Below are 18283 nucleotides of genomic sequence, written 5' to 3'. Positions count from 1 at the left end.
GCTCCGATCTAAGTCTTTGTTTTGGCGAATTATCCAGACGCGAGACCGTTGCACACCTTGCTGGAAATGCTCTAATGCTTCCTTATTCGAGGGAGCGAATCTGTGGATCAGACTTTCAAGCCTGCCAAGGCTTCATCATATGCTGAATTCCTGACCGGAGCCAAACGTGCGCTTCCGATCGTCGTGGCCAGCACGCCTTTTGGGCTGTTGTTTGGTGCGATTGCCGTTGATAGCGGTCTTTCCGTCGGCGAAGCCGTGTTCATGAGCGCTACGATTTATGCCGGTGCCAGCCAGCTCGTCGGGCTGGATCTGTTCAGCCAGAATATTGCACCCTGGATGATCGTGCTTTCAATCGTTGCGGTTAATTTCCGTCATGTTCTCTATTCGGCGGCGGTTGGGCGGCGAATACGGCATTTTACCTTGTTGCAAAAAGCCGTCGCCTTTTTCGTATTGATCGATCCGCAATATGCCGAAGTTGAAATTCGCGGAGAGGCGGGTATCAGGATCAGCTTTCCCTGGTATATGGGGCTGGGCCTGACCATGTACGTGTTCTGGGTCTTTCAGGGGCTGATTGGCGGCTTATTCGGAAACCTGATCACCGATCCCTATGCCTTCGGACTCGATTTTCTCTTGCCCATATATTTCCTCGGCATGGTGATGAGCTTTCGTCATCGGAAAAACTGGGTTCCGGTGGTCATCGCAAGTACGGTTTGCGCTGTAGCGGCTTATAAGACGGTGGGTTCGCCCTGGCATGTAACGCTCGGGGCCTGCGGTGGTGTTCTCCTTGCTGCACTCCTTGCCAAGCCTAAGAACGAAGAGGCGTGAAACAGATGTCTGCAACCTTCTGGATTATTCTTGCTGGCGGCTTCTTTACTTATCTGACCCGAATTGGCGGTCATCTCGTTTTGTCGCGTTTTGAGCGCGTGCATTATCGGGTGGAGGCGGCGCTGAATGCCGTTCCGGCAGCGGTGTTGACCGCAATCGTTGCAGCGCCGGCATCTGATCAGGGCTGGCGAGAACTGCTCGTACTGGCCGTCTGTGTCATTCTATCTCTGAGAATGAGCCTGATGACCATGTTTTTTGCAGGCGCAGCCCTGCTGATCGGATTGCGACACTTCTTTCCCGGCTGATCTTGTGCCCGGATATTATAAGGGCGCGGTAGCCGTTTGCAGCCACTGGCGTCGGGTATCATCGAGATGGCCGGACAGCTTTTCGCGCACCTGCATATGATAATTATCGAGCCAGTCGAGTTCTTCTTCTGAAAGCAGCGATTTGTCGATCAGGCGGCGATCGATCGGGCAGAAGGTGAGGGTCTCAAAGCTCATCATCGGCAGATCGCCGCCCTGCGGCACTTCCGGCTCCTTTACCACAATCAGGTTTTCAATCCGAATGCCATAGGCACCCGGCTTGTAATAACCAGGCTCGTTGGAAAGGATCATGCCGGGCAGAAGCTCCTGGGTGCCCCTGCGCGAAAGGTTCTGCGGGCCTTCATGAACGGAAAGGTAAGCGCCGACGCCATGGCCAGTGCCATGCGCATAGTCGAAGCCCTGTTTCCAGAGCGCAATGCGCGCCAGCACGTCTATATCCTGTCCGCGTGTGCCTTTGGGAAAACGCGCCGTGGAAATGGCGATCATGCCCTTGAGCACCAGTGTGAAGGAGCGGACCGTTTCCGGTGAAATCCGGCCAATCGCCACGGTGCGGGTTATGTCGGTCGTGCCGTCGCGGTATTGCGCGCCTGAATCAACGAGATAAAGTTCGCCATCCGCAAGCGTGCGATTGGTGGCAGTGTTGACGCGATAATGGATGACAGCGCCATTTGGCCCGGCACCGGAGATCGTGTCGAAGGACACATCCTCCAGTGGCATCTGGAAATCCTCACCCGCCTTGGTACGTGCCGCTTCCAGCATTTTGGCTGCGCCGATTTCGTCAATGGTTCCGGGCTGCTGCACGTCGAGCCAGGAGAGGAAATTGACCATCGCAACGCCGTCGCGTTCGTGGGCTGCGCGGGATCCGGCAAGCTCGGCTTCGTTCTTGATGGCACGGGGAAGCCGGGCAGGGTCCTGACCTTCGATGACGCGGCCGCCTGCTTCCTCAACAATGAGACGCAGCTTTTCGGCGGCGAGTGCTGGATCGAGCAGCACGCCCGCGCCATTGGCAGCATAGGTTTTCAGATGGGCTTCAAGGGCTGACGGTGCCGACAGGCGGGCAAGCTGGGTGAGATAGGCACGAGGTTCGATGGCAAGCTTGCGCTCATCGATGAAAAGCTCCGGCTCGCCCTCGGCTGCAATGATAGCGAAGCTCAAGGGCAAGGGCGTATTGGAGACGTCCTTGCCGCGAATATTGAATATCCATGCGACCGACGAAGGATCAGTGAGCACGCTCGCTCCCGCTCCAGTTGCGGCTACGGCCTTGCGCATTTCGCGGATCTTGTCTTCGGCCTCCTGCCCTGCGAAGCGTGCAGGCTGGATGGTGACGGGTGCGAGCGGCGCTTCGGGCTGGTCGTCCCAGATCAAGTCCACGAGGTTCCTGGTGATGGCAACGAGCTTGCCGCCCTGTTTTTCCAGCGCATTGCGCAGGGCGCGGGCTTCGGCAATCGTGTGCAGCCATGGGTCAAAACCAATCGTCAGGCCATGTCCGTGTTCGGCCAGCCAGCTTGCGGGCGGATTGCTGATGAGGTTCTCATAGGAAAAAACAGCCGGATCGGTCTGGTCGCGAACCTGCAATTCATAGCGGCCATCCACGAAGATATAGGCGCGGTCACGGAGGATCAGGGCTGCACCTGCCGAGCCGGTAAAGCCGGTGAGCCAGCCCAGACGCTGTGCATGAGGCGGCACATATTCTCCCTGATGCTCATCGGCCCGGGGAACGAGAAAGCCATCAAGGCCCTGTTCGGTCAGAATCTGGCGCAACCTTGCGATGCGCGGAGCGCCATTGGCGGGATCGGTGGTCACATCGAAAGTCTGAAAAGCCATGAGAGCAACTCGCGCAAAGCTAAAAATTTCTGTTATTTCAGATGGATCGTTACCCAACCTTCGCGGTGAAGCGTTTTTTGATGGGTGAGTCCCTGAGCCTGATAAGCAGCGAGCACCGCATCGTGCTGGCTGTCAAGTATGCCCGAGAGAACGATTGAACCATTCGAAGCGAGATGGGATTTGAGCGCAGGCGCCAGTTCCATCAGCGGGTTGGCGAGAATATTGGCAACGATCAGGTCGAAAGGCGTGTAAGAGCGGAAAACCGGGTGGTCAAAGCCCTCCGCCGTGGCTGTGATGACGTGTTCCCCGACGCCATTCTTGAGCGCATTTTCGGCGGCGACCGTGATGGCAACCGGATCGATGTCGGTAGCGAGCACCGGGATCGGTGCGAGTTTGGCAATCGCAATCGCCAGCACCGCACTGCCGGTCCCAAGGTCGAGCGCATTGGTCGGATGCTCGCCATGGACGATTTCCTCGATCATTTCGAGACAACCCGCCGTCGTTCCGTGATGGCCGGTGCCAAAGGCAAGCCCGGCATCGATCTCGATGGCTATGTCGTCATTTTCGATCTTGTCGCGGTCATGGGAGCCATGAACGAAAAAACGACCGGCGCGTACGGGTTTCAGGCCTTCGAGCGAATGCGTGACCCAATCAATATCGGGCAGTTCCTCGCTCTCGAATCTGTCGGCACCGACCAGCGTATCGATGCGAGCGGCCAGTTCCGTGACGCCATCCTCGGTATAGACGGAAACTTCGAAAATCTGCCGGTCTTCATCGATCTCGGTTATCGCGAGGGGAAAACCGTCTTCCTCGAATTCGCGTTCGAGGATGTTGTAAATTCGTTCAGCTTCCGCTTTGTCCGCTGAAAAGAACAGTCGTGATTGGGTCATGGAATAAAGCTCTCAAACCTAGAGCGGTTCCTGTTTAAACGGAATCATCGGAACCGCTCTATCTATCTGTTTTTACGCATTATCCAGACGCAAAACCGTTTCACACTTTTGCTGGAAATGCTCCAAGGAAAGCCTTGTTTATCCGTTTGTGCGGCCTTTAGCCAGATTCTTCAACTTTTCCAGAGCGGTATCCGGATTTTCCTGATAGGCGATAGTGCCGCGGAAGCGACCGCCTTCGTCCAGCAGAAAGACGGAGGCCGTGTGGTCGACCGTATATTCACCGTCATCGGTGGGGACTTTCTTCGCGTAGACATGATAGGACTTGACTACGCTGGCGATGTTTTCCGGCGTTCCCGTAACGCCAATGATGCGGTCGGATACATTGCTGACATAGGTTTGCATGATTTCCTGCGTGTCGCGCTCCGGATCGACGGAAATGAAATAGGCTTTGACATTACCGGCTTCCGAACCAAGCTGCTTGAGGTAGCCGTCAAGCTCGTAGAGCGTGGTCGGGCATACGTCCGGGCAATGGGTGAAGCCGAAGAAAATGGCAGAAGGCGTGGCGCGCAAGTCTTTTTCGGTAAAGGGCTGGCCATCCATGGCGACCAGCGTGAAGGGTCCGCCGAAAGGTTCGTCCACGGCCTGACGGTCACGGATGAGATTGAAGCCGGCAGCGCCAACGACCACGACAACGAAGGCAATGATGAAGATGGGCAGGAACTTTTTCATGTCCGGTCAACCTTGTATTTTACTCTGTATGTTATCGCATAAACGAGTGCGAATCTGAATTATCATATATGCTGGCGCAAACCGCCTCAGTCCATATCCGAACCATAAGCATAGCGTAACAGAATACGAAATTTTCAGAAAGTTTTGAAATGACGCAGGGGGCCGATCTTCGTTTCCAGAACAGCGAACCGCGTATTCATCCCACCGCGCAACTGAAAGCCTCAACGCTTGGCCGCTATGTGGATATTGGCGAGCGGGTGATCCTGCGTGAGGTGAATGTGGGAAACTTCACCTATTTTGAACGCAATGGCGAAGGCATCTATGCGGATATTGGCAGGTTTTGCTCAATTGCCGCCAATGTGCGCATCAATGCGCTGGAACATCCGATGGAGCGGCTGACCACGCATAAGGTGAGCTACCGGCCCAATGAGTATTTTCGCTATCTGGGCGTGGACGGCGAATTCCGCGCAAGGCGACAGGCACGAAAGGTCACGATCGGGCATGATGTCTGGATCGGTCATGGCGCGGTGATCACGCCGGGCATTACGATTGGTCACGGGGCGGTGGTCGGGGCCAGTGCGGTGGTGACAAAAGACATTCCACCCTATCATGTGGTGGGCGGCGTTCCGGCGCGGCTCATCCGCAAGCGTTTCGACGATGCCGTCATAGAGCGCTTGCTGCGACTTTGCTGGTGGGACTGGCCTCTTGAAAAGCTTTATGAGGCGGTCCCTGATATTCAGGCGCTTGAAATTGAAGCGTTTCTGGAAAAATGGGGCGCATGAATACAGCCATCTTGCAATAGATTGCCTGCTTCTCCACTTTCATGAAGAACAGGATTGGAGACACGGAATGCCCAAGCTCAAATATCCCGTCTGGTTGCTGGTTGCACCGATGCTTCTGCTTGGTGCTTCGAGCGCGGTATCAGCCGAAGAAGTCGGCAAGGTCGGCGTCGACTGGTTCGGCAATGATATTGTGATCGATGCGGTGCCCGATCCGAAAGTGAAAGGCGTCACCTGTCATCTTGCTTCTTTTTCGCGCGGGATGATTGACCGCTTGCAAAAAGGCAACTGGTTCGAAGATCCTTCCAATGCGTCGATTTCCTGCGAGCAGACCGGGCCGATCATTATCGGCGACATAAAGCTTGGCAAAGGCGGTGAGCGGGTCTTTTCAGATCGCACCAGCCTGATCTGGAAAAAGCTGGTCGTTACACGCATTTACGACGAGGCCAATAATACCCTGCTTTATCTTGCCCATGCGGCGCAGGTTCAGGACGGCTCGGCCAAGACCTCGCTTTCCACCGTGCCGCTCTATAAGGGCGATGTGACGTGGCAGGCGGGCAAGCCGGAATAGGCGCTGGTCATGCAGGCTGGATAAAACTGTCCAGCACGCGCTTTTGTCCGGCCTTGTCAAAATCGATGGTGAGCTTGTTGCCATCGACGGATGCGATGGTGCCATTTCCGAACTTGATATGGAACACGCGATCACCGCTTGCGAAGCTTGACGGTGTCGTAGTCACCGATTTGGCGACAACTTCCCCGTCAATAGTCCGGCCTTTTACCGAACCGCGTCCGGCGCCAAAGCCTGAATCCGTTTCGCCATAGCCGATGCGTTCGACACGGCTGCCCGAACGCGAGCCCCAATTGTTGCGGGTGGCGTCGGAACGGTTCTGCTGCGCGCGCTGCCAGCCGGGGGTGGAGTAGGAATTCTGGAACGGGTCGGCCCTGTCGAACCGGGACTGGCCATAGCCGCTGCTGGCGTAACCGCCATAATTGCCTTCCATTTCGGCAATTTCCACATGCGCTTCGGGGAGTTCTTCCAGAAAGCGCGAGGGAATGGTCGATTGCCACATGCCATGGATGCGGCGGTTGGAGACGAACCAGATATGCAGGTTCTTCTTGGCGCGCGTCAGCCCGACATAGGCAAGGCGGCGTTCTTCTTCCAGACCGGAGCGTCCGCCTTCATCGAGCGCGCGCTGGTGCGGAAAAAGACCTTCCTCCCATCCGGGCAGGAAGACGGTTTCAAATTCCAGCCCCTTGGCGGAATGGAGCGTCATGATACTGACCGCATCCATATCTTCATTCTTTTCCGCATCCATGACGAGGGCGACATGCTCAAGGAAACCGCGCAGGCTCTCATAGTCCTCCATGGAACGGATCAGTTCCTTGAGGTTTTCCAGCCGTCCCGGCGCTTCTGCGGATTTGTCGTTCTGCCACATGGCGGTATAGCCGGACTCATCGAGAATGGTTTCGGCCAGTTCCGTATGCGGCGTGTTGTCGAGGAGCGATTGCCAGCGGCGGAAATTGTCGACCACTTCGCGCAAGGCAGAGCGCGGTTTGGGCTTGAGTTCCTCGGTTTCGACCAGATCGCAGGCGGCGGCAAACATTGAAATATCGCGCGCCCTTGCATAGTCGTGAATTTGCCGGATCGCTGCCTCGCCAAGCCCACGCTTTGGCGTGTTGATGATGCGCTCCAGCGCAAGGTCGTCGGCTGGCTGGGCGACCACGCGCAAATAGGCCATGGCATCGCGGATTTCGAGGCGTTCATAAAAGCGCGGTCCGCCAATGACGCGGTAATTGAGGCCGAGCGTGACAAAACGGTCCTCGAATTCGCGCATCTGGAATGAGGCGCGCACAAGGATCGCCATATTGTTGAGCAGGTGTCCCTGACGCTGCGCCTGTTCAATGGCTTCGCCGACGGCGCGGGCTTCCTCTTCCGAATCCCAGGCGGCATGGACTTTTACGCGTGTGTCGTCGGGATCGGGGGCGTCGGTGAAGAGCGTCTTGCCGAGCCGGCCTTCATTATGGGCGATCAGATGTGCCGCCGCACCCAGAATATGGGCAGTCGAACGATAGTTGCGCTCAAGCTTGATGACCACGGCACCGGGGAAATCCTTTTCGAAACGAAGGATATTGTCCACTTCCGCGCCGCGCCAGCCATAGATCGACTGGTCATCATCGCCGACACAGCACAGGTTGACTTTGTTTTCGCTCACGCCGAATTCGCTGCGCTCACCGGCTCCGCGAGGGCCTCGCATCGGCTCGGACGCCCTAGCGGGCTGTATGGGTGCGCTGCCGAATTGCGTCGTAGCAGCAGATGCTGCATTTCTTGCTTGCGGTCTTTGGGCGAGCAGGCGCAGCCACATATATTGCGCGGTGTTGGTGTCCTGATATTCGTCCACCAGAATATAGCGAAACTTCGCATGATACTCGCGCAGAATGTCGGGATGATTGCGGAAGATGCGGATCGGGTGCAGCAGCAGGTCGCCAAAGTCGCATGCATTCAATGTGCGCAGGCGTTCCTGATAGGCCTGATAGAGTTCGCGGCCCCGGCCATTGCCAAAGGAACGCGCATCGCCTTCCGGAATATCGGAGGGGCTGAAACCCTTGTTCTTCCAGCCGTCGATCATATTGGCGAAGGTGCGCGCAGGCCAGCGCTTGTCATCCAGCCCTTCAGCCTGGATGAGCTGTTTGATGAGGCGGATCACGTCATCGGTATCGAGGATGGTGAAATTGGAACCAAGATTCACCAGTTCCGCATGGCGTCGCAAAAGCTTGACACCGATAGAGTGGAACGTACCAAGCCACGGCATGCCTTCCACGGCGCCGCCAACCAGATGGCCGATACGTTCTTTCATTTCACGCGCGGCTTTATTGGTGAAGGTGACGGCGAGAATCTGGCTCGGATAGGCAAGGCCGGTCGTCAAGATATGTGCGATGCGGGTGGTCAGCACGCGCGTCTTGCCAGTGCCTGCACCGGCGAGGACAAGAACCGGGCCTTCGGTGGTGAGGACCGCCTGCTTCTGTTCGGGGTTCAGCCCCTTGAGATAGTCGGGTTCGGCGCCACGCTGCTGATTGCGCGCGGCCATCGCGCGCGCGGCAATGCTTCCGGCCATGGGCGTGCGGCCAGCCGGTGCGTCATCGCCGAAAAACGGCATATCGTCTGGAAAATCGGACATTTCAATCGAATGTAGTGATTCGCTGGGGAAAGGCCAGTGAAAGGGTTAAATTACTCAAGCTGTGTCACGCGCCGGTCGGTGAAATTGAGGCGATGCGAAGCTAGCGCTTCAACCAGACCACGCATTTCCGGCTCGCGGTTGAGCAGGTCGTCGAGTTCGGTCATCTGGTTCATTGCGATCAGCCGCAAAATATCGTCGCGGACTGTACCATCTGCGCGGCGCGGCAGATAGGCCACCGGCTGGATCAGTTCCACTTTCTGACCTTTTAGGCGCGCACGCAGGCTTTTTTCATCCGCATCCAGCGTTTCCACGAAGGCATAGATGCCGACACCCTTGGCAGGCAGCGAATAGAGCATCAGCGCTGCGTCTTTCACGCGCGGGTCGGATTTCAATGCGGCGAGAATGGCGGGGCCTTCATTGTCCAGCCGGTCGCCGGTGCCTTCACCATCGGACCAGTTGAAAATGCCGCGGGTGATGAAATTATAGACCTTCTTGCCTGTGGCCAGCCAGATGCGTGAAGGCAGCGAGCGGCGCGCCAGAACGCGCTTTTCGGTCGGGGTCATCAGATGTTCGGCAAAAGCGCGCTTCTGCTTGATGAGATGGCGGAAGTCTTCATAGGCCAGCAGGCGATAAAGCGCGCCGCGCCGTCTATGTACGCTCGCAAGCTGGAAATCGATGACGGCGGCTTTGCCTTCCGGGGTCATCAGCCAGTTTTGCGGCTTGGCGAGATCATTGTGGGTGACACCGAGACGGCGCATGTTGCGCAGGATATGATGAGCGGTGCGATACCATTCAGGATTGGTGGGACGGGCGAGGTGCAGCGGGGTGCCTTCCGTCCAGGAGCGGTAAAGCCCATCGCGGTCTGTAAAAAGAAGCTGTGGAACGCCTTCGATGCCGCGAACGGTCTTGAGGCCGCGAATCTCCCTCTTCGCCAGAATCCAGGCCAAGGGTCGCGACCACCAGGGCGCTGCACTGACGACACGGCGGATTATGCGCGTGTCGGGATCATTTGCGAAATAACCGGCACGCGTTTCCGAAAATACGTCACGCTTGAAGACGGCAGTTTCCACAAATTCCGGTATGCGATTGTCTTTTGAAGGTACATCGATAGGGTTCTGAGCCATAAGGCTTCCACTAGCCGCTTGTGAGCGATCAATCAAGCTGGATGGTGTGGCCTGCCTCCCTTAAAGACCATGGAAAGAAGAGCGACAATGGTTCAGAACGACGACATCAGGCAGATTATCCGGCAGGAGCAGGCGCTGGTTTTCCCCTCTTTCAACGAGGATGAGGCTTTCGCGCTGGGACACAGGATTCGCGATATTGCCGTAAAAGAAAAATTGCCTGTGGCCATCGAAATCGCGCTTTGGGACCGCAGGCTGTTTTATGCCGCGACTGCGGGAGCCACGCTCGACAATCAGGAATGGCTGCGCCGCAAGTTCAATGTGGTGCGACGGTTTCATGCTTCGACCTATCGGCTGGTTCTGGAACAGGCGCGGGAAGATCGCATGTTCGCTCCGCACAAGGCACTCGATGTTTGCGATTATGCGCTTGCGGGGGGAGGGTTTCCGATCCGCGTCCGAAATGCGGGCGTGATCGGCGCGGCAGTCGTTTCGGGGCTGCCGCAGCGAGACGATCATAATCTGGTGGTGCGGGCAATCGCCGGATATTTGCAGCAGGATGCAGCGGGATTTGCTTTGGCAAAAGCCTGAGCGAAGGCTGGATTTGCGATTCAAATCAGGCTTTTAAGCAGTGTTTTTCAGAATGCGATTCAGCTCTGCTGTAATTTCACTCCGGGAAATGGTGTTTTGCCTTGTTGTCGTCGAACCGATGCCCTTATGTTGCAATGCTACAAACGGCGTGATTCAGCGCCAGCGATAGCAGCAGCGCAGTTTTATTTTTGACCGGAGCTCTTCCTTGGGCCGCATATTCGTCATTGTCGGCGGACTTCTGGTGTTGCTTTTGACAGCAGCGCTCGTGGTGCCGCCTTTCGTCGACTGGAGTGGCTATCGGGCCGAGTTTGAGCGGGAGGCCGGCCATATTCTGGGTCGGCCCGTCAAGGTGACGGGCGATGTCAATGTAAGGCTGCTGCCCTTTCCCTCGCTGGCCTTCTCCGATGTGCGGGTGGGCGCGGACCCGGAAAATCCGGTGATGAGCGTCGATACATTCTCGATGGATGCGGAACTGATGCCGTTCCTGCGCGGGCAATTGCTCATTTACGATATGCGTGTAGAGCATCCGCATATCAATATCGCGCTCGACAAGGAAGGCAGGGTCGATTGGGCTTTCCGCCCGTCAAGCCCCATCGCTCCATCGCGAATCAAGGTGGAGCGCCTTGCAATTGATGACGGCACGGTGACGCTTCGCGACGAGGCGAGCGGACGCATTCACAAAGCCACCGCACTCAATGCCGTTCTTTCTGCAAGCAAACTGTCCGGCCCATGGCGGGCCAATGGAACGGTGGATATTCTTGGTCGCAGGCTGGCGCTCGATGCAAGTAGCGGCGAAGCCAAGCCCGATGGCTCGCTGCGTATGCGGTTGCGCGTTTCACCCCAGTCCGTCCCTGCGGTCTTCGAGACCGATGGCGACATGAAACTCGATGATGGCCGCCTGAACTATGCGGGTGATTTTTCACTACGCTCGGCGGATGCGCTCGGCAACAAGAAGCCGGATGCTACAGTCGAAAAGCCGTTCTTCAGCGATGTGCGCGTGAACGGGAAGTTTAAGGCTGACAGAGATCATTTCGAAGCAAGAGAATTTCGCATGGAGCAGGGGCCGGGGGATAATCCCTATGTGGTGAACGGCAAGGCTCTCATCGATTATGGCGACGCAGCACGCTTTGAGATCAGCGCGGATGGACAGCAGATTTTCTGGGGGCCGTCGGAGAACATACAGCAACAGGAGCCGGTTGCACCCATGCCGCTGGCCGAGCGTATCGCGCTGGCGCATGGAATGCTCGAACAATTGCCGATACCCGATATTCCCGGCAGCGTCGATCTGCGCTTGCCTGCGGTGATTGCCGGGGGCACGACAATCCGCGAGGTTACGATTAGCGCGGAGCCGGACGGAAATGGCTGGAATATCCGGCAATTTGCGGCTGATCTGCCCGGACGCACGAAAGTGGAAGCCAGGGGCAGATTGTCTGTGGGAAGCGATTTCGGCTTTATGGGCGAGATGCTCGTCGCCTCGCGCCAGCCCTCCGGGCTTGTATCCTGGCTTAATGAGAGGGTTGATGACTCGATCCGCAGGCTTGAAAGTGCCGGCGTCTCCGGCAAGGTCGATTTGCGCAGCGGTATGCAGCGCGTCGACGATCTTGAAATCGTGCTCGACCAGACCTCGTTCAAGGGCAGCTTTCTTCGGGAAGTAGTCGGTTCGGCTGAACCGGCGATCGACCTTGATCTGAATGGCGGCGCGGTTAATAGCGATGCGCTGAAAGCCTTTACCGGCTTCTTTACAAGCGGCGAGGGCATCTCCTTGCTCGAAGGGCAGACGCTTGGCATCGCTCTTAAAGCAGGGCCGGTGCAGTATGAGGATATGGAAGCGGAGAATGTCGATCTGGCGGTCCGCATAAGCAATGGCCGCTTTGATTTCGACCGCCTCATGATCAACAATGTCGCGGGCGCGACGCTGACGGCAACGGGTGCCTATGAGCCATTTGCCGCAGCACCTTCTGGCTCTCTTGATGCAACGCTGCTTTCCGATGATCTGGCGCATTTCATTATTCTGATGGCGCATCGACATCCGCAGGTTCCGCTCTTCCGTTCGCTGTCGGCGCGGGCGGATAATTATGCGGGCCTGTTTGAAGATAGCGAGATCAATATTATCGCCAATGCCGTTGCGCCGCCCAAAGCGGAAACGGATGATGCAAATGCTGTGAACGGGACTGGCGATGGCGGCAAAGCGGCGCGCAGCAAAAACGGCCCAGAAAAAGCTGCCGCAAATGGCGGTGAAGTATCCTTCAGCCTGTCCGGCCGGGCCGGGGGCATGAAGCTTGATCTGTCCGGCACTTCAAGCGGCGGGGGTGCGGAAAACGACCCCATGCAGATGCAGCTTAACGGAACCGCAACTTCTGACAATGGTGAAACAGTGCTGGCCTTGCTTGGCCTGCCAGCCTTGCCGCTTGGCCTTGTCGGCGAATTGACGGCGGATGTCGTCATGCAGGGGGCTCCGAGCGCAGGAATGCGCACACAACTCAAACTCACGGCTCCCGATGGGACGGCTGTGGCAGATGGCATTCTCTCGCTCGCCGGGGGAGATGTGGCGGCGAGCGGCAAGGCGCAGGTGAATGCCGCCGACTTGCAGCCATTCATCGCAACGGCTGGATATGTTCTGCCGGGCTTCGGTCAGGGGCTGTCAGCCGATCTGACAAGCGACTTCCAGTTCGCCAAGGGGTTTCTTCGGTTTCCGAATTTTAGCGGAAAGCTGGGAGAGGAGAATGTCAGCGCTCGCATCGAGGCCAATTTTGCCGATAGCGGCATGCCGCAATTAAAGGGCGAGGCAAAGCTTGAAACGCTCGATATGACCAGTCTGGTCGCCATCATGCTGGGGCAGGACGCCCTTGCGCCAGTGAAGGGCAAAACCGGGTCGATCTGGCCGGATGGCACTTTCGCGACACGACCTTCGCTGCCGCTGCTTATAGATATGAAGCTGAATGTGGCGCAGGCGCAGATGGGCAGGTTCGGGACGATCAAGGACTTTTCCTCCCGGCTTCAGAAGGGCATGGACAGTCTGGGCGTGAGCGAACTGACCGGCAATTGGGGCGGAGGCTATCTTGTTGGCACTGTTTCCCTGCGCAATAATGAAAGGGTGGCGCTGCTGAGTTCAGACATGAAATGGAGCGGCGCCAATCTGGCGGAGGTTTACCGGCCTGCTGATAGTGCTGCCCCCTTCGACGGAACGCTCAAGGCGGCGCTGACGCTTAATGGCAGCGGGGACAGCCTGGCCGATCTGGTCGCGTCGCTCGCGGGTTCAGGGAGCATTGAAGCCGAAAACCTCATCGTCAATGGGCTGGATGAAACAGCCTATCCGGATATGCTGGCAGCGGCTGATGCGCTCGGAGATCGTCCGGATGGAGCTCGGGCTCCCGAAGCCGCGCAATTTGCCGCCATCGCCCAGCAGGCGACGGGGGCGGGACATTTTAACGGCGGGAATACGCGGTTTGATTTTACAGTGGCGGGGGGCGTCGCCCGTCTTGCTCCTTTCGAGCTCAACAATGCAAATGCGGCGCTGACCGGTGAGGCGCAGCTTGATCTTTCCACTCTGGGTTTGAACGGCGGCGGCATTTTTTCGTTCCGGGACGGGGAAGCCGCCCAGCCCGGCAATGAGCCTTATGTGCGCTATCTGCTGGCCGGGGATTATGATGAGCCGCAAATCGAGTTCGAGCATCAACCATTGGTGCAATATCTGACACAGCGCGCGCTGGAGCGGGAGCAGGAACGCGTGGAAGCCATGCAGGCAAGCATCATGGAGAAGCAGAACTTGCGCCGGCAACTCGATCTGCTTTCCGCTGATGCGGCCGAACGAGAACGTGCCTTGCAGGAAGAGGAAGCGCGCCGCCGGGCTGATGCACAGGCACGGGCAGAGGCCGCAAGAAAGGCTGAGGAAGAAGAGCGGCAGCGCGCTTTGGAAGCAGAGGAATCCGGTGCGGCCCCTGCAGAGCAATTGCCGCCGCTGGCAGGGCAGGAAGGGCAGTCGCTGGATGATTTTCTGAAAACCCTTGAGCAGCCGCCCGAATCTTTGCCGAATATATTGCCGTGAGGCCGCTCAGTCCTGACGGGAAAGTTTTGCTTTCAGCCAGTCGAGTACATGCAGGCGCAGGGCGGAAGAAAGATTTACCGTGCGTTCGCGCCGGGTGTCGACTTCCGCGACAAGAGCGGCGACGGATAAATTGCGTTCAGCAGCAATCTTTTCGATCATTTCGTAAAACGGGTCTTCAAGCGTATAGCTGGTGGCGTGGCCATGAATGCTGACAGATCGCTTGCGCAGGCGGCTGGACGCGTTCACTTGTCTTGATCCGGGCCTTCGTCCGGGTCTGCATCGGACTTGCCAGCGGGTTCCAGCCGGTTCGAGGCAAGAAACTGCTCCGCCTTGCGGGCTTCGTTGCGCGCAAAATCCTTCTCGGCTTTGGTTCTGCCGAACAGGATGCGGTTTTGCTCGGCCTCCCGCTCCTTTGCGGTGCGGGCGCTTTTCTTTCTGACCTGCCGCAGATTAACGATTTCACCCATGAAAGCCCATTGCTCTTTCAAGATTGCGAAGCCGTTTTTGCGGAAACACCATGCCGGATCGCCTGTTACTTCTTGCGAAATGCATCCAGCGAAACAACATCGGCGGAAGGCTTTGCCGCCTTGTCCGCGCCGTCAGCTGCTTCGGTCTTATCCTTGTCAGTCGCCGCCTTGCGCGGTCGCGTTTTTGGCTTCTGCGGCTTTTCCGATATTTCTTCGGAAGGGATAAGCTCGATTGAAGAGACTTCGCCGCCTTCATCATTATCGCTGGCGGGCTGAAGCACCGAAACATCGAACTCCAGCTCGAAATTTACGGATGGATCGTAGAAACCGCGAATGGCTGAAAAGGGAACGGTGAGTTTTTCGGGAATATCACCAAAAGACAGGCCGACCTCAAAAAGCTGGTCCGTCACCAACATGTCCCAGAACTGATGCTGCAACACCACTGTCATCTGCTCGGGATATTTCTCCTTGAGGCGCGATGAAATCCGCACTCCGGGCGCTCCTGTCAGGAACGTGATGAAGAAATGGTGGTTTCCCGGCAAGCCAGTTGCAGCCACCTCCGCAAGTACCTTGCGAATGACGCCGCGCAGGGCTTCCTGAGCTAAAATATCGTAACGGATAAGGTCCTGTACCATAGTTTGCTTATCCCACGGATTCGTGGGTTGATGTCAAGTTTGTTCTGGCAGGAAGCGACAATTATGTCAGAAAAAATGTTTGTGCCAGAGCTGCAAGAGTGAGCCAGCCGGAGCGGCCCCGGCTTATCCGGGACAAAGCGGCTTCACACTTTCGCTGGCAAGGGTTCTAAAGCGCGTCGCGGCGGCGGTTTCCAAACGCCATCAGGAAAGTCCGCACGCCATTGATCGAGCTTTTTTCGATAATGGCATCATCGATGCTCCCGCCTGTCAGCAGATGATGATGAATATCCGCATTGATGAGCGCCAGATAATGACAGGCTGCGAGATCGGGATCGCTTATTTCCAGTTCCCCGGCAAGAGCGAGGCGCGACAAGTGCGCTGCGATGGCGGGTATGGCCTGACCCGGCCCCTTGTTGCGGCAGATATTGGGGGCAAGCGGCAGCGCTTCATGATCGGATTGCATCAGTTTGCGCAAAAATGTGCTGGAGGGGTCGAAAACCCAGTGGCGGTTCATTCTTATCGCAAAAGCAATGAGCTTCGCTTCGAGGTTCTCGCCCGTTTGAGGAAAGGTGGTGAGGACTGCAAACAGACCCGTTGTCATCCGGTCCAGCGCATCTTCGATCACGCTCGCCAGCAGGGTCTCCTTATCGCGATAATGATTATAGATGGTCTGGCGCGAAACGCCCGCCTCGCTTGCGATCAGGTCGATACTCGCCCCCTGAAAACCATCACGATAAAAAATACGAGCCGCAGCGCACAGGATGAAGTCGCGCTTCGTGCATTGTCCGGGGCGCATTGCCACGGATTTCAAATCCTTCGCGGGAGTGAAGTCCGTGGCGGCTATGTCGATGATGTCAGCAGGTTTCATACCTATAGCATAGGGTGGGTTGACGGTTTGGACAATAGTGTCTATTTTGACATTAGTGTCAAATCAGTTTGATGTCCCGTCTATATTGAAGGCCCACCTCCTTGTTTCTGAAAGGCGATGAAAGCGTTAATCGCGGTCGCTTTTCTAAAATAAGATCGTAATAACATAAAGATAGAATGCGTCACCGCAATATCGGATTCTTGGTTTACATCCTCCCAAGCGATGCTGATGATCCGAATTGCGGCGGACGAATCACGAAACATTGATGAAAGCGCGTCCCCCATGGCTTCCGGTCTTGTGCGCAATGCAGCTATTCTTGGGCTTCTGTCCGCTATCGGTCCCTTTGCTATTGATATGTATCTGCCGGCGCTGCCGATGATCGCAGTCGATCTGCATGCGGAAACCAGCGCAGTTCAGATGAGCCTGCTCGCATTCTTTCTTGCGCTGGCGATTGCACAGCTTTTTTGCGGCCCGCTCTCCGACATGATCGGGCGCAAGATTCCTCTTTATGGCGGGCTGGCGCTTTTTGCCATTGGCAGCGTCGGTTCGGCTCTTGCGACCGATATTGACGTGCTCGTGCTGTTTCGGCTGCTGCAAGGGGCAGGGGCAGCGGCCGGTTCGGTTATTCCGCGCGCCATCGTGCGTGATCTGCACCGGGGCGTGGATGCGGCGCGTTTGATGTCGCTGCTGATGCTCGTTTTCTCGATTTCGCCTATTCTGGCGCCTTTGACCGGGTCGGTGCTGATCGGCTTTATCGGCTGGCGCGGCGTTTTCTGGGCAATTTTGGTGTCGGCGCTGGTCGGCCTGGTGCTGGTGGCCACGCTGCTCAACGAAACGCGCGGTGCGCAAGCCCGGCTCGAGAGCAATATCAGCAGCGCCTTGCGCGGTTATGGCCGCCTGCTCAAGGACCGTTATTTTATGGGGCTTGTGTGCATTGGCGGGTTCGGTGTGGCGTCATTCTTCGTTTATCTCGCCAATTCGTCCTTCGTGCTGATCGACCATTACGGCCTGACGCCGGAGCAATATGCCTTGGCATTTTCCGCCAATGCGGTGTCATTTTTTGGCGCTTCGCAGCTCAATGGATGGCTTGGCGCACGCTTTGGTCTGAAGCGCGTCGTTCGCATGGCCGTATCAAGCTTTGCGGCAATAATGCTCGCCATGTTTGCTGCCGTGCTTATGGGGCATCAATCCTTGTGGCTGATCGCAGGCTTCCTGTTTGCGGGCTATGGCTTTCTCGGCCTCGTGATCCCCACGACGGCGGTGCTTGCCCTTGATGAATACGGAGAAATAGCCGGTACGGCTTCGGCGCTGCTGGGAACGCTGCATTTCGTGATCGGCGGTTTTGCTATCGGCATTACCGGCGCATTTTTTGATGGCTCGGCGCTGCCGATGGTCGGGGGAATTGCGATCTGTGCTGTAACCGCGTTTCTGCTCGCGCTGATTGTCTTTTCCCGTGGGGAAGAGCAGGATGCCAGAGCCGCGGCCATCTGAATCAAGGGGAAAATAAAGTGGAGGCTTCTGTTGCCAGGTGCCTCCGAACCCCGCCTTAAGGTGCTAACCCTAAGGGCTTAGAGTGGGTTTCCCGCACCGCCATTAGGCAGCGAGAGCGTAACCCTGAGCTTTGTTGTCATTTGCAACTACTCAATTGACCCGATAACGGTGGTATCATGCCGAGCAAAAGATCGATCTTTACGCCCTTGTCGATCCTGTTTCGCCCCCGCCGCAGTGCAGCCCGCTTATATCAGGTGAGCTGCATTGTGGTGGAGGCGCCGGGTACCGCCCCCGGGTCCAATGGGGTTATTACATCGTCCATTTATCGCCATAGCTGACTTGCGCCAGCACTGCCTATATAGGTGCGCCGGCTTGCGATTGGAAGAGGGAAATCGCGAGATTTAGCGCGCCATGCGAAGATGTTTCATCATCGCCCATCGTGTTCTTTTTCCATTGACAGTGCGCGTCGGCTGGTCAATCCTCGCCCTATTATCGAGACTGGCAGGACAAGAGATGAGTCTT

Annotated in this window: 16 protein-coding genes and 1 other RNA gene; 7 read left to right on the top strand and 10 right to left on the bottom strand. The window is 56.9% G+C overall.

Annotation, left to right across the window (positions count from 1 at the left end; genetic code table 11):
* Positions 1–102: 102 nt before the first annotated feature.
* Together DKP76_RS13170 and DKP76_RS13165 are read left to right on the top strand one after the other, a co-directional pair.
* The gene (locus tag DKP76_RS13170) at positions 103–825 is read left to right on the top strand and encodes an AzlC family ABC transporter permease (RefSeq protein ID WP_109707276.1); all 723 of its coding nucleotides are present in this window, start codon (positions 103–105) and stop codon (positions 823–825) included.
* A 5-nt stretch (positions 826–830) separates the two neighbouring features.
* On the top strand, positions 831–1130 hold the full coding sequence (locus tag DKP76_RS13165) for an AzlD family protein (RefSeq protein WP_109707275.1): 300 nt from the start codon (positions 831–833) through the stop codon (positions 1128–1130).
* Between the two features lie 15 nt (positions 1131–1145).
* Here DKP76_RS13165 and DKP76_RS13160 read toward each other — a convergent pair whose 3' ends face one another.
* From DKP76_RS13160 to DKP76_RS13150, 3 genes are all read right to left on the bottom strand, one after another.
* Positions 1146–2972: an aminopeptidase P family protein gene (locus DKP76_RS13160; RefSeq protein ID WP_109707274.1), complete on the bottom strand. Its 1827-nt coding sequence runs from the start codon at positions 2970–2972 to the stop codon at positions 1146–1148.
* Positions 2973–3004: 32 nt separating this feature from the next.
* Positions 3005–3862, bottom strand: coding sequence for a 50S ribosomal protein L11 methyltransferase (locus DKP76_RS13155; protein ID WP_109707273.1), 858 nt, complete (start codon positions 3860–3862; stop codon positions 3005–3007).
* 138 nt (positions 3863–4000) lie between these two features.
* The gene (locus tag DKP76_RS13150; RefSeq protein WP_109707272.1) at positions 4001–4591 is read right to left on the bottom strand and encodes an SCO family protein; all 591 of its coding nucleotides are present in this window, start codon (positions 4589–4591) and stop codon (positions 4001–4003) included.
* A 149-nt stretch (positions 4592–4740) separates the two neighbouring features.
* Here DKP76_RS13150 and DKP76_RS13145 point away from each other — a divergent pair, with 149 nt between their 5' ends.
* Positions 4741–5373, top strand: a complete 633-nt coding sequence (locus DKP76_RS13145; protein WP_109707271.1) for a DapH/DapD/GlmU-related protein — start codon at positions 4741–4743, stop codon at positions 5371–5373.
* Between the two features lie 67 nt (positions 5374–5440).
* Positions 5441–5941: a CreA family protein gene (locus DKP76_RS13140; protein WP_109707270.1), complete on the top strand. Its 501-nt coding sequence runs from the start codon at positions 5441–5443 to the stop codon at positions 5939–5941.
* A gap of 7 nt (positions 5942–5948) precedes the next feature.
* On the opposite strand, the gene DKP76_RS13135 is transcribed toward DKP76_RS13140, so the two are convergent.
* Both DKP76_RS13135 and DKP76_RS13130 read right to left on the bottom strand, forming a co-directional pair.
* Entirely contained in the window at positions 5949–8546 is a 2598-nt protein-coding gene (locus DKP76_RS13135; protein WP_109707269.1) for an ATP-dependent helicase, read from the bottom strand.
* 50 nt (positions 8547–8596) lie between these two features.
* On the bottom strand, positions 8597–9670 hold the full coding sequence (locus DKP76_RS13130) for a serine/threonine protein kinase (RefSeq protein WP_109707268.1): 1074 nt from the start codon (positions 9668–9670) through the stop codon (positions 8597–8599).
* 87 nt (positions 9671–9757) lie between these two features.
* Between DKP76_RS13130 and DKP76_RS13125 the strand changes: the two genes are divergently transcribed.
* Both DKP76_RS13125 and DKP76_RS13120 read left to right on the top strand, forming a co-directional pair.
* Positions 9758–10255: a heme-degrading domain-containing protein gene (locus DKP76_RS13125; protein ID WP_109707267.1), complete on the top strand. Its 498-nt coding sequence runs from the start codon at positions 9758–9760 to the stop codon at positions 10253–10255.
* 184 nt (positions 10256–10439) lie between these two features.
* Positions 10440–14300, top strand: a complete 3861-nt coding sequence (locus DKP76_RS13120) for an AsmA family protein (protein ID WP_483419633.1) — start codon at positions 10440–10442, stop codon at positions 14298–14300.
* 6 nt (positions 14301–14306) lie between these two features.
* Here DKP76_RS13120 and DKP76_RS13115 read toward each other — a convergent pair whose 3' ends face one another.
* The 4 genes from DKP76_RS13115 to DKP76_RS13100 form a co-directional block, all read right to left on the bottom strand.
* On the bottom strand, positions 14307–14546 hold the full coding sequence (locus tag DKP76_RS13115; RefSeq protein ID WP_109707265.1) for a ribbon-helix-helix domain-containing protein: 240 nt from the start codon (positions 14544–14546) through the stop codon (positions 14307–14309).
* Positions 14543–14767 (bottom strand): DUF4169 family protein, encoded by a 225-nt coding sequence (locus DKP76_RS13110; RefSeq protein ID WP_109707264.1) that lies wholly within the window; start codon positions 14765–14767, stop codon positions 14543–14545. Before DKP76_RS13110 ends, DKP76_RS13115 begins: the two co-directional genes overlap by 4 nt.
* Before the next feature lie 65 nt (positions 14768–14832).
* The gene (locus DKP76_RS13105) at positions 14833–15402 is read right to left on the bottom strand and encodes an SspB family protein (protein ID WP_109707263.1); all 570 of its coding nucleotides are present in this window, start codon (positions 15400–15402) and stop codon (positions 14833–14835) included.
* Positions 15403–15568: 166 nt separating this feature from the next.
* On the bottom strand, positions 15569–16270 hold the full coding sequence (locus tag DKP76_RS13100) for a TetR/AcrR family transcriptional regulator (RefSeq protein ID WP_109707262.1): 702 nt from the start codon (positions 16268–16270) through the stop codon (positions 15569–15571).
* Positions 16271–16552: 282 nt separating this feature from the next.
* On the opposite strand from DKP76_RS13100, the gene DKP76_RS13090 reads away from it, so the two are divergent.
* Positions 16553–17761, top strand: coding sequence for a multidrug effflux MFS transporter (locus DKP76_RS13090; RefSeq protein ID WP_109707260.1), 1209 nt, complete (start codon positions 16553–16555; stop codon positions 17759–17761).
* Positions 17762–17777: 16 nt separating this feature from the next.
* On the opposite strand, the gene ssrA is transcribed toward DKP76_RS13090, so the two are convergent.
* Positions 17778–18149: a transfer-messenger RNA gene (ssrA, locus tag DKP76_RS13085) on the bottom strand.
* Between the last annotated feature and the right edge of the window lie 134 nt (positions 18150–18283).

The organism is Falsochrobactrum shanghaiense (genome assembly GCF_003149535.1).
Lineage (GTDB): Bacteria > Pseudomonadota > Alphaproteobacteria > Rhizobiales > Rhizobiaceae > Brucella > Brucella shanghaiense.
Note: the sequence above shows the minus strand (reverse complement) of the source record. Positions and strands in the feature narration are given on the sequence as shown.

Coding starts and splice junctions, on each gene's coding strand:
- DKP76_RS13110 (WP_109707264.1), bottom strand. CDS start 14,767: ATGGGTGAAATCGTTAATCTGCGGCAGGTCAGAAAGAAAAGCGCCCGC.
- DKP76_RS13150 (WP_109707272.1), bottom strand. CDS start 4,591: ATGAAAAAGTTCCTGCCCATCTTCATCATTGCCTTCGTTGTCGTGGTC.
- DKP76_RS13145 (WP_109707271.1), top strand. CDS start 4,741: ATGACGCAGGGGGCCGATCTTCGTTTCCAGAACAGCGAACCGCGTATT.
- DKP76_RS13135 (WP_109707269.1), bottom strand. CDS start 8,546: ATGTCCGATTTTCCAGACGATATGCCGTTTTTCGGCGATGACGCACCG.
- DKP76_RS13130 (WP_109707268.1), bottom strand. CDS start 9,670: ATGGCTCAGAACCCTATCGATGTACCTTCAAAAGACAATCGCATACCG.
- DKP76_RS13155 (WP_109707273.1), bottom strand. CDS start 3,862: ATGACCCAATCACGACTGTTCTTTTCAGCGGACAAAGCGGAAGCTGAA.
- DKP76_RS13090 (WP_109707260.1), top strand. CDS start 16,553: ATGGCTTCCGGTCTTGTGCGCAATGCAGCTATTCTTGGGCTTCTGTCC.
- DKP76_RS13100 (WP_109707262.1), bottom strand. CDS start 16,270: ATGAAACCTGCTGACATCATCGACATAGCCGCCACGGACTTCACTCCC.
- DKP76_RS13125 (WP_109707267.1), top strand. CDS start 9,758: ATGGTTCAGAACGACGACATCAGGCAGATTATCCGGCAGGAGCAGGCG.
- DKP76_RS13105 (WP_109707263.1), bottom strand. CDS start 15,402: ATGGTACAGGACCTTATCCGTTACGATATTTTAGCTCAGGAAGCCCTG.
- DKP76_RS13160 (WP_109707274.1), bottom strand. CDS start 2,972: ATGGCTTTTCAGACTTTCGATGTGACCACCGATCCCGCCAATGGCGCT.
- DKP76_RS13165 (WP_109707275.1), top strand. CDS start 831: ATGTCTGCAACCTTCTGGATTATTCTTGCTGGCGGCTTCTTTACTTAT.
- DKP76_RS13140 (WP_109707270.1), top strand. CDS start 5,441: ATGCCCAAGCTCAAATATCCCGTCTGGTTGCTGGTTGCACCGATGCTT.